The following is a 14,429-nucleotide window of genomic DNA, read 5'->3' as shown; positions in this document are numbered from 1 at the left end:
CCGGCCGGGATTCCGGCGGGGGAACGGCCGTCCACGCAGGTCGTAGGACCGGGGACCGAGCCGGGTCCGGCCGAAACTCGGTGGGCAGTGTCAGTGGCGATCCGTAGGCTCACTGCTGATGGCCACGACACCCCCACCCTCCGAAGCCCGCTCCACCGTGCGCGCGCTGCTGCGGCTGTGGCCGTACGTACGGCCCGTGCGGGCGCGGCTGTTCACCGCCGCCCTCATCGCGATCCTCGCCTCCTGCATCGGACTGGTCATCCCGCTCGTCCTGAAGTGGATGGTGGACGGGCCGATCGCCGACCGGGACCCGGCGGGCGTGTGGCTCGGCGCGCTGTACCTGCTGCTGCTCGGGCTGGCGGAGGCGCTGCTGTTCGGGTTCCGGCGCTGGCTGGTGGCCCGGCCGCTGTCGGGGGTCGAGGCGGCGATGCGGGCGGACCTCTACCGGCATCTGCAGCGGCTGCCGGTGGCCTTCCACGACCGCTGGCCGTCGGGGCAGTTGCTGTCCCGGGGCACCACGGATCTGATGCTGCTGCGCATGTTCCTGGCCTTCCCGCTGACGTTCCTCCTGGTCAACGGGGTGACCATCATCGTCGGTGTGATCATCATGCTGATCCAGGACTGGACGCTGGGACTGGTCATCCTCATCCCCGCCGTGCCGGTGATGGTCACCTGTGTGGTCTTCGAGAAGCGGTACTCCAGGGCGGCGCGGCTCGCGCAGGACCAGGTGGGCGATCTGACCACGGTCGTCGAGGAGAGCGTGCTCGGCATCCGCATCATCAAGGGGTTCGGCCGGCACCGCAGTCAGGCGCGAACGTTCCGGGAGCTGTCGGGGAAGCTGCGCGGCACGGAGCTGCACAAGGCCCGGCTGCTGGCCACGATCCTGGGCGTCATCGTGACGCTGCCGGAGCTGGCCATCGGCGCGGCGCTGGTGCTCGGGGCCGTGCGGGTGGCCGACGGGGACCTGTCCGCGGGCACGCTGGTGGCGTTCCTGTCGACGGCCCTCGCGCTGCGCTGGCCGGTGGACTCGATCGGGTTCCTGCTGGCGATGAGCCAGGAGGCGGCCACCGCCACCGAGCGGTACTTCGAGGTGATGGACGCGAAGGAGGAGGGGCAGGAGGACGACCGCGGCCCGGGTCCCACCGCCGGGCAGGCTCCCCCGCCCGCCCCCCGCGGCGACGGCGGGCTGCGCTTCCACGACGTCACCTTCCGCTACCCCGACGCCCCCTCCGGCTCCCCGCCCGTCCTCGACCGCATCGACCTGCACATCCGCCCCGGCGAGTCCCTGGCCCTGGTCGGCGCGACCGGCAGCGGCAAGACCACGCTGACCGCCCTGGTCCCCCGGCTGCACGAGGTGACCTCGGGACGGATCACCCTGGACGGCACCGACATCACGGCCATGTCCCGCGAGGAGCTGCGCTCCCGGGTCGCCGTCGCCTTCGAGGAGCCGACGCTGTTCTCGGCCAGCGTCGGGGAGAACGTGCTGATGGGCGCCGGGGCCACCGCCGGGAGGGGCGAGCTGGAGCGGGCGCTCGGCGTGGCGCAGGCCGACTTCGTGCACGCGCTGCCGCAGGGCGTGGACACCCAGGTCGGCGAGCAGGGGCTCAGCCTCTCCGGCGGGCAGCGGCAGCGCCTCGCGCTCGCCCGGGCCGTGGTCGGGCGGCCCGACTTCCTGGTGCTGGACGACCCGCTGTCCGCGCTCGACGTGCACACGGAGGCCGCGGTCGAGGCCGCCCTGCGCCGGGTCCTCGCGGACACCACGGCCCTGATCGTGGCGCACCGCCCCTCCACCGTCCTGCTGGCCGACCGCGTCGCCCTGCTCTCCGGGGGCCGGATCACCGCCGTCGGCACCCACCACGAACTGCTGCGCACCAGCCCCGAGTACGCCCACCTGATGTCCGGCGATCCGGCAGGGGAACAGGAGGACATCCGATGACGGCGGCCACCACCGCGCCCGCCCCGGACAAGGACGACCGGTCGCCCGAGGAGACCGGCGACCCCTTCGACCGGGACGTCCTGCCCACTCCCCCGGGCGCCACCGGCGCACTCCTGCGCTCCCTGCTCTCCCCCCTGCGCGGCCGGGTCGCCGTCACCGCGCTGTTGCTGCTGCTCCAGCAGGCGGCGGTGCAGGCGGGCCCGTTGCTGGTGGCGTACGCGATCGACCGTGCGGTGCCCGCGTTCCGGGCCGACGACCACGGGCCGCTGATCGCGGTGGCGGTGGGCTACCTGCTGTGCGCGGCGGCGGCCGGGGCGCTGCAGTACGCGTTCGTCACCGCCTCCGCCCGGGTCAGCCAGGACGTGCTGCTCGACCTGCGCGGCCGGATCTTCCGCCACGCGCAGGCGCTCAGCGTCGACTTCCACGAGCGCTACACCTCGGGCCGGCTCATCTCCCGCTCCACCACCGACGTCGAGTCGCTGCGCGAGCTGCTGGAGGAGGGCCTGCAGGAGCTGGTGACGGTCGTCCTGTCCGCCGTCTACATCTCGGTGCTGCTGCTCTGGCTGGACCTGGGGCTCGGCGCCGTCGCGGTGGCGTCGTTCCTGCCGCTGTACCTGCTCGTGCGCTCCTACCAGCGGCGGGCGGGACGGGTGTACCGCAAGCGGTCCACGGCCATCGCGGCGGTGATCGTGAAGTTCGTCGAGACGATGAACGGCATCCGTCCGGTGCGCGCCTTCCGCCGGGAGGCCGCCAACGACGCCGACTTCGCGGTGCTGAACCGGCGGCACGAGCGGACCAACGGCGACGCGCTGCTGGAGATGGCCCGCTATGTCGTCGGCTCGCGGGTGACCGCCAACACCACGGTGGCGCTGATCGTGCTGTGGGGCGCCTACCGGGTCGCGGACGAGTCGCTGGCCCTCGGTGTGCTGGCGGCGGCGGTGCTGTACCTGCGGCGGCTGTACGACCCGATCGACCGGCTCGGCATGTTCCTCAACTCCTACCAGTCGGCGGCGGCCTCGCTGGAGAAGATCGCCGGGCTGCTGGCGCAGACGCCGTCCGTGCCCGAGCCGGCGTCCCCCCGGGAGCTTCCGGAGCGGCGCTCCGACCACCCGGGCCGGGAGGTCGTCTTCGACTCGGTCCGGTTCGCCTACCGCACCGGCGGCGAGGTGCTGCCCCGCTTCGACCTCACCCTCCCGGCCGGGCAGACCGTCGCCGTCGTCGGCTCGACCGGCGCGGGCAAGTCGACCCTGGCCAAGCTGCTCGCCCGGTTCTACGACCCCACCGACGGCCGGGTCCTGCTCGACGGCGTCGACCTGCGCGACCTCGCGGGGGCCGAACTGCGGCGCGGGGTGGTCATGGTGACGCAGGAGGCGTTCCTGTTCTCCGGCACGGTCGCCGAGAACATCGCCATCGGACGGCCGGACGCCACCCGCGAGGAGATCGAGCAGGCGGCGAAGGAGATCGGCGCGCACGACTTCATCGCCGCGCTGCCCGACGGCTACGACACCGACGTCCGCAAGCGCGGCGGCCGCATCTCGGCCGGTCAGCGCCAACTGGTGGCCTTCGCGCGGGCGTTGCTCGCGGACCCGGCCGTGCTGATCCTGGACGAGGCGACCAGCTCGCTGGACATCCCCGGGGAGCGGGCGGTGCAGCGGGCGATGGCGACGGTGCTGAAGGGACGTACGGCGGTCGTCATCGCGCACCGGCTGTCGACGGTGGAGATCGCGGACCGGGTGCTGGTCATGGAGCACGGGCGGATCGTGGAGGATGGCAGCCCGGCCGAACTCATCGCCGGGACGGGCCGGTTCGCGGATCTGCACCGGGCCTGGCGGGACAGCCTGGCGTAGGCGCGGGGCCACCGGCGGAGGGGGACGGATGATCGACGCGTACGAGGATCCCGGCACGCCCGACCGCCGGGGCGGAGCGCGCTATCTGTGGTGGCTGGTCATGCGGCAGCCGGGGCGCTGTGCGGCGGGGGCGGTGCTCGGCAGCGTCTGGATGGTGCTGCTGGCGGCGACGCCGTACCTGATGTCCCGGGCCGTGGACGACGGGCTCGAACCGGGGGACACGGGTGCGCTGGCCGGCTGGGCCGGCGCGCTGTTCGCGGCGGGCGCGTTCAACGCGTGGCTGAGCATCATGCGGCACCGCACCATGACCCGGGTGCGGATGGACGCCAACTTCCGCACGGTGAAGGTGGTCGTCGGGCAGACGGTGCGGCTGGGCGCCTCGCTGTCGCGGAAGGCGGGGGCCGGGGAGGTCGTCACCATCGGCGTCGGCGATGTGCAGATGATCGCCCAGTCGCTCACGGTCGTCGGGCCCGGGGTCGGCGCGGTGGTGGCCTACGGGGTGGTGGCCGGTCTGCTGCTGTCGGTGTCACCGCTGCTGGCGGGGGTCGTGCTGCTCGGGGTGCCGGTGATCGCCCTGGTCGTCGGGCCGCTGGTGGGGCGGTTGCAGGGCAGGGAGACCGAGTACCGGGAGCGGCAGGGCGTGCTGACCGCGCGGATCGGTGATCTCGCGGGCGGTCTGAGGGTGCTGAGCGGGCTCGGCGGCAAGGGGCTGGTCGCCGACGCCTTCCGCCGGGACTCGCGGCGGCTGCGCGAACAGGGTTACCGGGTGGGGGTGGTGACCAGCTGGATGCAGGCGCTCGGCGCGGGACTGCCGGTGCTGTTCCTCGCGGTCGTGACCTGGATCGCGGCCCGGCTGGCCGCCCAGGGGCAGATCACCGTGGGCGAACTGGTGTCGGTGTACGGCTACGTGGCCGTGCTGGTGTGGCCGGTGGCGTTCTTCATCGAGTGCGGTTACCAGCTGAGCCGGGGTGTGGTCGCCGCCCGGCGCGTGACGGCGCTGCTGCGGCTGGAGCCGCCGGCCGACGCCGGCACGGCCGACGCGCCCGCGGAGCCGTCGGTGCTGTACGACCCGGAGTCCGGGGTGCGGGTGCCGCCGGGCCGGCTGACCGCGCTGACGGCCGCGCGGCCCGCCGACGCGCTCGCCGTGGTGGACCGTCTCGGCCGGTACGCGCCGTCGGCGGCCACCTGGGGCGGGACCCGGCTGGACGAGATCGCGCTCGCCCGGGTCCGGGAGCGGATCGTGGTCGCCGACCACGAGGCCGACCTGTTCGCCGGCCCGCTGCGGGAGGTGGTGGCCGGCCGGGGGGAGTCCACGGACGAGGACGTCTCCCGGGCGCTGCACGCGGCGGCCGCCGACGACATCGTGCAGGGCCTGCCCGACGGCCTGGACTCGGTCGTGTCCGCCCAGGGCCGCAGCCTCTCCGGCGGTCAGCGCCAACGCCTCCGGCTGGCCCGGGCGTTGCTGGCCGACCCGGAGGTCCTGCTGGCGGTCGAGCCCACCTCGGCGCTCGACGCGCACACCGAGTCCACGGTCGCCGACCGGCTGCGGGAGGCACGCCGGGGCCGTACGACGGTGCTGGTGACCAGCTCGCCGCTCGTGCTGGAGCGCGCCGACCGGGTGCACTTCCTGGTCGACGGCAGGGTCGCCGCGACCGGCGGTCACCGCGAACTCCTCGGCACCGAGCCCGCCTACCGGGCGCTGGTGGCCCGGGACGCCGACGAGGACGTCGACGAGGGCGCCGACGAGGACACCGCCCGGGAGGTCGTGGGGTGAGCCGGGAACAGCTGCCCGTCGCCGGGCCCGCCGATGTGCGCCGGGCGGCCGTGGAACTGGTGCGGGCCGACGGACGGGCCTTCGCGGCCGTCCTGGTCCTGAACGCGCTGGCCGCGGTGGCGGGGCTGGCCGGGCCCTGGCTGCTGGGGCGGATCATCGACGAGGTGCGCGGCGGAGGCGGGGTCGCCGCCGTGGACCGGCTGGCGCCGGTCATCCTGCTGTGCGCCGTCGGCCAGTTGCTGCTGGCCCGCTGGGCCCGGTACGTCGGGCACCGCTTCGGGGAGCGCACGCTGGCGCGGGTGCGGGAGCGGTTCGTGGACCGGGCGCTGGCGCTGCCCTCGTCGGTGGTGGAGCGGGCGGGGACCGGTGATCTGACGGCACGGGGGACGGCCGATGTGACCGCCGTCGGCACGACCCTGCGCGACGCCGGGCCGGCGCTGCTGGTCAACGGGGTGCAGGCGCTGTTCGTGACGGCCGCGGTCTTCCTGGTGGACCCGCTGCTCGGCGCCCTCGGGGTGCTGGGGCTCACCCCGGTCTGGATCGCGCTGCGCTGGTATCTGCGCCGGGCGCGCGACGGCTACCTCGCCGAGGGCGCGGCCACCTCGGACGTGGCGGAGATCGTCGCCTCGACGGCCTCGGGGGCACGCACGGTGGAGGCGTTCCGGCTGGAGGAGCGGCGGATCCGGGCGAGCCGGGACGCCCTGGAGACCGCCCGCCGCACCCGGTTCCACACGCTGTTCCTGCGCACGGTGTTCTTCCCGGCGGTGGAGGTGTCGTACCACCTTCCGGTGGCCGGGGTGCTGCTGATCGGCGGGCTGCTGCACCAGCGGGGAGCGGTGAGCCTGGGGGCGGTGGTGACCGCCTCCCTGTATCTGCTCCAGCTGAGGGAGCCGCTGGACGAGGTCCTGCTCCGGATCGAGCAACTGCAGAGCAGCGGCGCCTCGTTCGCCCGCGTCGAGGGGCTGGCCCGGGCACCGCGCGCCGCGGCCCGGGGCGACAGCCCGGATCCGGCCGACGACCGGATCGACGTGACCGCCGCGCGCTACGCCTACGACGGGGGCGGCGAGGTGCTGCGCGGGGTCGATCTGACGGTGACGCCCGGGGAACGGCTGGCCGTGGTGGGGCCGTCCGGCGCGGGCAAGACCACGCTGAGCCGGCTGCTGGCGGGCGTGGACGCGCCGACCGCGGGGACGGTGACCGTGGGCGGGGTGCCCGTGGTCGGGCTGGACCCGGAGCGGTTGCGCCGCCAGGTGGTGCTGGTCACCCAGGAGCACCACGTGTTCCTCGGGTCGGTCCGCGACAATCTGCGCATCGCCGAACCGGCCGCCGGTGACGAGGAGGTGTGGGCGGCGCTGGCCGCGGTCGGTGCCGACGCGTGGGTGCGGGAGCTGCCGGACGGCCTGGACACGGAACTGGGCGAGGGGGGCCGGGTCACCGACGGTTCGCGGGCCCAGCAACTGGCCCTGGCCCGCGTGGTGCTGGCCGACCCGCACACGCTGATCCTGGACGAGGCCACCGCCCTGCTCGACCCGACGACCGCCCGTCACACCGAGCGCGCGCTGGCCGCCGTGCTCCGGGGTCGCACCGTCATCGCCGTCGCGCACCGGTTGCACACCGCGCACGACGCGGACCGCGTGGCGGTGATGGAGGACGGCCTGCTGACCGAACTGGGCACGCACGAGGAACTGGTGGCGGCGGGCGGGGCGTACGCGGCGCTGTGGCACTCGTGGCACGGGGACGGTCCGGCCGCCCGGTGACGCCGCGCGCCGGTCCGGGCTCGGCCGGTCCGGCCGGTCGCCCCGTGCGCCGGGCGGGTTCCCGGCCGCCGTCCGCCCCGTCCTCCGACCCATGCTCCGTATATCGAACGTGAACCCCCGGACAACGAACGGTTTCCGGCCAAACTCCTGACGCGCCCCTGACAAAAGACGCGATCACCTGCCACTCTTCCCACGGCCGCTTCACAGCAACCCCACAGCGCCGGTCCACCGCCGTGCCGCGGCCGCAGCTCCCGCACGACAGCACGTGTCTCTGCGTACCGCCTCGTACCGCCCGGCCGGCCCACCCGCCGACCGGTCTCCCCTGGCCGCGTGATCCGCGGCCGCGCAGAAGGAGTCAGTGTTGAGCAGCAGGTCCTCCCACAGACGCACCCCCCGCACCACGCACCGCCGCGCCGCGGCCGTCGCCCTCGCCGGGGTGGCCGCCCTGGTCGCCACGGCGGTGCAGTCCGGCAGCGCCACCGCGGCCCCTGAGCAGGCGCCGTCGGCCGCGGGCGCGGCGAAGCCGGGTTCCGAGTCGGTCCGGCTCACCCCCGCCCAGCGCGCCGAGCTGATCCGCGAGGCGAACGCCACCAAGGCGGACACCGCCGAGGACCTCGGCCTGGGCGCCAAGGAGAAGCTCGTCGTCCGCGACGTCCTCAAGGACCGCGACGGCACCGTGCACGTCCGCTACGAGCGCACCTACGACGGCCTGCCCGTCCTCGGCGGCGACCTGGTCGTCCGGGGCGACAGGCCCGGCGAGGCCGACTCCGTCGTCAAGGCCACCCGCGCCGCGGTGAAGCCCGCCACCACCACGGCCGAGGTGCCGGCCGCGAAGGCCGAACGGCAGGCCCTGTCCGCCGCGAAGGCCGAGGACGCCGAGAACGCCGACGTCGAGCGCGCCCCGCGCAAGGTGATCTGGGCGGCCGGGGGCAAGCCGGTCGTGGCCTACGAGACGGTCGTCGGCGGCCTCCAGCACGACGGCACCCCGCAGGAGCTGCACGTCATCACGGACGCCACCACGGGCGAGAAGCTGTACGAGTGGGAGGCCGTCCGGAACGGAACCGGCCACACCGTCTACAGCGGCACCGTCGACCTGACCACCACGCAGTCCGGGTCCTCGTACACCCTCACCGACGGGGCGCGCGGCGGGCACAGGACGTACAACCTCAACCGCGGCACCTCCGGAACCGGCACGCTGTTCTCCGGCCCGGACGACGTGTGGGGCAACGGCAGCCCGTCGAACCTGGAGTCGGCCGCCGCCGACGCCCACTACGGGGCCGCGCTGACCTGGGACTACTACAAGAACGTGCACGGCCGCAGCGGCATCCGGGGCGACGGTGTGGCCGCCTACTCCCGGGTCCACTACGGCAACAACTACGTCAACGCCTTCTGGTCGGACAGCTGCTTCTGCATGACCTACGGCGACGGTGCGAACAACGCGAACCCCCTCACCTCGATCGACGTCGCGGCGCACGAGATGACGCACGGTCTCACCTCCCACACCGCGGGCCTCGTCTACAGCGGCGAGTCCGGCGGCCTGAACGAGGCGACCAGCGACATCTTCGGCGCGACCGTCGAGTTCTACGCGAACAACTCCTCCGACGTCGGCGACTACCTCATCGGCGAGGAGATCAACATCCGTGGCGACGGCACCCCGTTGCGCTACATGGACAAGCCGAGCCGGGACGGTTCGTCGAAGGACTCCTGGTACTCCGGCATCGGCTCGATCGACGTGCACTACTCCTCGGGCCCCGCGAACCACTTCTTCTACCTGCTGAGCGAGGGCAGCGGCACCAAGACCGTCAACGGTGTCACCTACGACTCCCCCACCTCGGACGGCCTCCCGGTCACCGGTATCGGCCGCGCCAAGGCGGAGAAGATCTGGTTCCGCGCGCTGACCACCAAGTTCACCTCCACCACCAACTACGCGGGCGCCCGCACCGGCACCCTCGCGGCGGCCGGTGAGCTGTACGGCACGGACAGCGCCGAGTACAGGGCGGTGCAGGACGCCTGGGCGGGCGTCAACGTCGGCTCGCGCTCCGGTGGCGGCGGCGGTGGCGGTACGTCCTTCGAGAACACCACCGACGTGTCCATCCCGGACAACGGCCCCGCGGTGACGTCCTCGATCACCGTCTCCGGGCGGGCCGGCAACGCGCCCTCCGGCCTCCAGGTCTCGGTGGACATCGAGCACACCTGGCGCGGTGACCTGGTCGTCGACCTGCTGGCCCCGGACGGCACGGCGTACCGGCTGAAGAACCGCAGCTCCGGCGACTCGGCGGACGACGTCAAGGAGACCTACACGGTCAACGCCTCCTCCGAGACCGCCAACGGCACCTGGAAGCTGCGGGTGCAGGACCAGGCGTCCCGGGACACCGGCTACATCAACGGCTGGCGGCTCACCTTCCCGTAGGCCGTACGGGGACGCAGGACGGGCGACACCCGGAACGAACCGTTCCCGGGTGTCGCCCTACTCTTGGGTCCCATGTCTTCGGCGGACTTCACCTACGACCACGTCGGCGCGACCCGCGAGCCGGGCTTCTGCCCTCCCGGCTTCCGTCCCCTGCACGTCCGCACGCGCCTCGGCGAGGGCGAGGAGGTCCTCCGCAGAGCCGCCGAGGCGGTCATGACCTGGGAGATGCACCGCGCGATGGGTGTCGGCATCGACGCGTCGGCCGACCGGGCGGCCCCCGGCGTCGACGTCACGGTCACCCTCGCCGGCATGATCAAGGCACCGTGCCGGGTGGTGTGGACGATGGCGGAGCACCGCCGGACGGGCTGGGCGTACGGGACGCTCTCCGGTCATCCGGAGTGCGGCGAGGAGGCCTTCGTCGTGGACCGCACGGGCGACGGGACGGTGTGGCTGACCGTCTCGGCGTTCAGCAGGCCGGCCCGCTGGTACGCCCGCGCGGGCGGCCCGGCCACCCGGGGACTGCAGCACGCCTACGCCCGCCGGTGCGGAAAGGTCCTGCGCCACCTGGCCACCCGGGGCCTTCCGGACTGAGGCCCCGGGCGGCACGGGCGCTTCCACCGCGTCGGCGGCCTCACCGCATCAGCAGCCCCGCCGCCTCCGCCAGGTCCTCCGACGGCACCGCGACCAGGCCCAGTTCCGCGCCGGACGCCAGCAGACGGTGGCTGGGCAGGATGCGGACCGTGTAGCCGAAGGGGCCCGTGCGGTCGAGGGAGAGCGGGCCCTCGTACACCCAGCGGCCCTCCTGGTCGGGGGTGCCCGCCGGTTTCAGCGGCACGGCGGTCGCGTCGGTGATGCGGTCCTCCTCGTCCACCCGCCCGGAGACCGCCTGCACCTCGACGTCGTCCGGGCCGAGGCCGCCGAGGCCCACCCGGACCCGCAGCGCGAGGGTGGTGCCGAGTTCCGCGGTGGCCGTCGTCGCGGACGTCTCGACGTGGTCGACGGTCACGCCGTGCCAGGCGCCGCGCACCCTGGCCTTCCACTCGGCGAGATCGCGCGCCGCGTCCGGGTCCATCGCGCGGTGCGCGTGGGCGGCGGGCGCGTACAGGCGCTCGACGTACTCGCGGACCATGCGGCCGGCCAGCACCTTCGGGCCGAGCAGGCTCAGCGTCCGGCGCACCATCTCGATCCAGCGGTCCGGCAGTCCGCTCTGCCCGCGCTCGTAGAAGCGCGGCGTCACCCGCTGTTCCAGCAGGTCGTACAGGGCGGCGGCCTCTATGGCGTCGCGCCGGTCCGGGTCCGTGCCGGCCCCGTCCGCCGTCGGGATCGCCCAGCCGAAGTCGGGCTGGAACCACTCGTCCCACCAGCCGTCCAGCACGGACAGGTTGAGACAGCCGTTGAGCGCGGCCTTCATCCCGCTGGTCCCGCACGCCTCCAGCGGCCTGAGCGGGTTGTTCAGCCAGATGTCGCAGCCGGGGTAGAGCTTCTGCGCCATCGCCATGCCGTAGTCGGGCAGGAACACGATCCGGTGCCGCACGCGCGGGTCGTCGGCGAACCGGACCAGCTCCTGGATGAGCCGCTTGCCGCCGTCGTCCGCCGGGTGCGCCTTGCCCGCGACCACGATCTGCACCGGCCGTTCGGGGTGCAGCAGCAGGTCCATCAGCCGGTCCCGGTCGCGCAGCATCAGCGTCAGCCGTTTGTACGACGGGACGCGCCGCGCGAAGCCGATGGTCAGCACGTCCGGGTCGAGCACCCCGTCGATCCAGCCCAGCTCGGCCGTCGCGGCGCCGCGCTGGCGCCAGGAGGCGCGCAGCCGTTCGCGCACCTCCATCACCAGCAGTTCGCGCAGGGACCGGCGCAGCTCCCAGATGTCCTGGTCGGGGATGTCCGCGACGGAGTCCCAGCGGTCCGAGTCGCCGACGCTCAGGGCCTCCTCGGCGCGCTGGGCGCCGATCTGCCGGGCGCCGAGCCGGAACACCTCGGGGGCGACCCAGGTGGGTGCGTGCACGCCGTTGGTCACGGAGGTGATGGGCACCTCCTCGGGGTCGAATCCCGGCCAGAGTCCGGAGAACATCTCGCGGCTGACGCGGCCGTGCAGCAGGGAGACGCCGTTGGCGCGCTGGGCGAGGCGCAGGCCCATCACGGCCATGTTGAACAGGTTGGGCTCGCCGCCGGGGTAGGTCTCCATGCCGAGCCGGAGGATGCGGTCGACCTCCATGTTCGGCAATTCGGCGTGCGGGCCGAAGTGGCGGGCGACCAGCTCGCGGTCGAAGCGGTCGATGCCGGCCGGGACGGGGGTGTGGGTGGTGAACACGGTTCCCGCGCGGACCGCCTCCAGCGCCGAGTCGAAGTCCAGGCCCTCGGCGCGCAGTTCGGCGATGCGCTCCAGGCCGAGGAAGCCGGCGTGGCCCTCGTTGGTGTGGAAGACCTCGGGTTCGGCGTGCCCGGTCAGCCTGCAGTACGTGCGCACCGCCCGGACCCCTCCTATGCCGAGCAGCATCTCCTGGAGCAGCCGGTGCTCGCTGCCGCCGCCGTAGAGCCGGTCGGTGACGCCGCGTTCGCCGAGGTCGTTCTCCTCGACGTCGGAGTCCAGCAGGAGCAGCGGGATCCTGCCGACCTGGGCCGTCCAGACACGGGCGCGCAGCGAGCGGTCGCCGGGCAGGGCGAGGGTGACCTGGGCGGGGGTGCCGTCGGTCTCCCTGAGCTGGTCCAGGGGCAGCTCGTTGGGGTCGAGGACGGGGTAGTGCTCCTGCTGCCAGCCGTCCCGGGACAGGGACTGGCGGAAGTAGCCGTGCCGGTAGAGCAGGCCGACGCCGATGAGGGGGACGCCGAGGTCGCTGGCGGCCTTGAGGTGGTCGCCGGCCAGGATGCCGAGGCCGCCGGAGTACTGCGGCAGGGCGGCCGTGATGCCGAACTCCGGGGAGAAGTAGGCGACGGCGGCGGGCAGTCGGTCGGCCTGCGCCTGGTACCAGCGGTCGCCGGTCATGTAGGCGTGCAGGTCCTCCCGGACCGTCTCCAGGCGGTCCAGGAAGTCACGGTCCCCGGCCAGCTCGGCGAGGCGCGCGGGCGGAACGCTGCCCAGCAGCCGTACCGGGTCGCCGCCCGAGGCGGCCCAGCGTCCGGGATCGACGGAGCGGAACAGGTCACGGGTCCCGGCGTGCCAGGACCAGCGCAGGTTACGGGCCAGATCGCTGAGGGGCCGGAGGGTGTCGGGGAGAACGGGTCGGACGGTGAATCGACGGATCGCCTTCACATTCCACCTCGCGCGGTCGTGAAAGACGCGGTGTGCGTCCGGGCATCGCTGCCGACAGTACCGGCGCGGGTACGGTCCGCGCGGGAAGCCGGTGGACACGGACTCCGCCGTACCCCGGACCAAACGATTCACTGCATGGCGGACATGGCCGATTCCGCCCCCATGGGCGTCCTTGTGGCGCTTCACCCCGCACGAGACGCTGCCACTCCGGCGTGCCGCCCGTGCCGGGTGCACCCGGCGGCCCGCGGCGCCGCACGCCGAGTCGCGGGAGGGGAACTCGGGCCCCGGCACGGACGTGAGCACGGCGTCTGTGCCGGGCGGGGGTCATGACGGCGGTGCTGAGCACCGCGGCGGTCCCGGCCGCCCCCCTGCCCGCGCACGCCGCACCCCAGCAGGGACGGATGCTCGGCGCCGGCGCACCCGGCTCCGTGACGGGCAGTCACCCGGTGACGCTGGAGGAGGGCACACCGCCGCGCTCGGCGGCGGGCGTGCGGCAGGCGATCACGGCGGGCGCGCCCGACCGGCAGGACAAGAAACCGGCCTTCTCCCACCACGGTTCGGCGCTCGATCTGTTCGCTCCGGGGGCGTCGATCGCCTCGGCCTCCGCCGCGGGAGGCTTCGGGCGGGCCACTCGTGCGGGGACGTCCACGGCGTCCCCGCACGCGGCGGGCGCGGCGGCGCCGTATCTCGCCGAGCACCGGCGGGCGACCCCGGCACAGGTGACGAAGGTGCTGGTCAAGGGGGCGGCGAGCGGGAAGGTGACCGGCCGCGGGCCCGGTTCGCCGAACCGGCTGCTCCAGGTACCGCGCTCCTGACGCCGCCCCGCGCGGCGCCTCACGGGGCGGGGCGCCGGGGTGGCACCGGCGGGTGTGGGAGCGGGCCCACACGGACCGGCTCCGTCCTGCCCGGACGGGGCCGGTCTTGCATGTCGACATACGCGTGAGTAGTTAACAAAGTGCCGGATTGCCCACCCGAATAGGGTGGGAAGGCTCCTGCGGGTACTCCCCGCAGGAGCACCACGCAGGACCCACCTTCCCACAGTCATCCGCCCACCCACGTTGACGCGGACAGGAGCGGTCATGCCCGCCAAGCACCACTCGTCATCCCCCCCGACGCCCGGCGCCCGGACGCCTTCGAGGCGCGGCGCCGGAACCTCTCCGCCCCTCCCGGCCGACGCCGGTCCCGCGTCGGCCCCCGGGCCGGCTGCCCCGAACCCCGGACCGGGCCCCGCGGCCCCCACGGCCCCCGCGACCGCCGTGGGACGCATCCCCGTCCTCGACGTCCGGCCGATGGTCCGGCAGGGGCGCCGGCCCGCGAAGGCCGTGCCCGGCGAGACGTTCGAGGTGACGGCCACCGTGTTCCGCGAGGGGCACGACGCGGTGGCCGCCAACGTCGTCCTGAAGGACCCCGAGGGACGCCCGGGACCGTTCACGCCGATGCGGGAGCTGGCGCCCG

Annotated in this window: 9 protein-coding genes; 8 read left to right on the top strand and 1 reads right to left on the bottom strand. The window is 74.1% G+C overall.

Features of this window, described 5'->3' with window-relative positions; all coding sequences use genetic code 11:
• The first annotated feature begins 118 nt into the window (after positions 1-118).
• From RIM90_RS12280 to RIM90_RS12255, 6 genes are all read left to right on the top strand, one after another.
• Positions 119-1,936: an ABC transporter ATP-binding protein gene (locus RIM90_RS12280; RefSeq protein ID WP_309060691.1), complete on the top strand. Its 1,818-nt coding sequence runs from the start codon at positions 119-121 to the stop codon at positions 1,934-1,936.
• Entirely contained in the window at positions 1,933-3,783 is a 1,851-nt protein-coding gene (locus RIM90_RS12275) for an ABC transporter ATP-binding protein (protein ID WP_309060690.1), read from the top strand. Before RIM90_RS12280 ends, RIM90_RS12275 begins: the two co-directional genes overlap by 4 nt.
• 28 nt (positions 3,784-3,811) lie before the next feature.
• Entirely contained in the window at positions 3,812-5,557 is a 1,746-nt protein-coding gene (locus RIM90_RS12270; protein WP_309060689.1) for an ABC transporter ATP-binding protein, read from the top strand.
• Positions 5,554-7,314, top strand: coding sequence for an ABC transporter ATP-binding protein (locus RIM90_RS12265; protein WP_309060688.1), 1,761 nt, complete (start codon positions 5,554-5,556; stop codon positions 7,312-7,314). Before RIM90_RS12270 ends, RIM90_RS12265 begins: the two co-directional genes overlap by 4 nt.
• 361 nt (positions 7,315-7,675) lie before the next feature.
• Entirely contained in the window at positions 7,676-9,724 is a 2,049-nt protein-coding gene (locus RIM90_RS12260; RefSeq protein ID WP_309060687.1) for a M4 family metallopeptidase, read from the top strand.
• A gap of 72 nt (positions 9,725-9,796) precedes the next feature.
• On the top strand, positions 9,797-10,315 hold the full coding sequence (locus RIM90_RS12255) for a DUF1990 domain-containing protein (protein ID WP_309060686.1): 519 nt from the start codon (positions 9,797-9,799) through the stop codon (positions 10,313-10,315).
• Positions 10,316-10,355: 40 nt separating this feature from the next.
• On the opposite strand, the gene RIM90_RS12250 is transcribed toward RIM90_RS12255, so the two are convergent.
• Entirely contained in the window at positions 10,356-12,974 is a 2,619-nt protein-coding gene (locus tag RIM90_RS12250) for a glycosyltransferase family 1 protein (RefSeq protein ID WP_309060685.1), read from the bottom strand.
• 326 nt (positions 12,975-13,300) lie between these two features.
• Here RIM90_RS12250 and RIM90_RS12245 point away from each other — a divergent pair, with 326 nt between their 5' ends.
• Together RIM90_RS12245 and RIM90_RS12240 are read left to right on the top strand one after the other, a co-directional pair.
• Positions 13,301-13,789, top strand: a complete 489-nt coding sequence (locus tag RIM90_RS12245; protein WP_309060684.1) for a S8 family serine peptidase — start codon at positions 13,301-13,303, stop codon at positions 13,787-13,789.
• Between the two features lie 264 nt (positions 13,790-14,053).
• On the top strand, positions 14,054-14,429 hold a 376-nt coding region (locus RIM90_RS12240; RefSeq protein WP_309060683.1), incomplete at its 3' end, for a maltotransferase domain-containing protein.

Source organism: Streptomyces sp. (genome assembly GCF_031181555.1).
Taxonomy (GTDB): domain Bacteria; phylum Actinomycetota; class Actinomycetes; order Streptomycetales; family Streptomycetaceae; genus Streptomyces; species Streptomyces fimbriatus.
Note: the sequence above shows the minus strand (reverse complement) of the source record. Positions and strands in the feature narration are given on the sequence as shown.

Bases quoted from the DNA above. Each gene is read 5' to 3' on its own strand.
- RIM90_RS12280 (WP_309060691.1), top strand. From the start codon at position 119: ATGGCCACGACACCCCCACCCTCCGAAGCCCGCTCCACCGTGCGCGCG.
- RIM90_RS12275 (WP_309060690.1), top strand. From the start codon at position 1,933: ATGACGGCGGCCACCACCGCGCCCGCCCCGGACAAGGACGACCGGTCG.
- RIM90_RS12270 (WP_309060689.1), top strand. From the start codon at position 3,812: ATGATCGACGCGTACGAGGATCCCGGCACGCCCGACCGCCGGGGCGGA.
- RIM90_RS12255 (WP_309060686.1), top strand. From the start codon at position 9,797: ATGTCTTCGGCGGACTTCACCTACGACCACGTCGGCGCGACCCGCGAG.
- RIM90_RS12245 (WP_309060684.1), top strand. From the start codon at position 13,301: ATGACGGCGGTGCTGAGCACCGCGGCGGTCCCGGCCGCCCCCCTGCCC.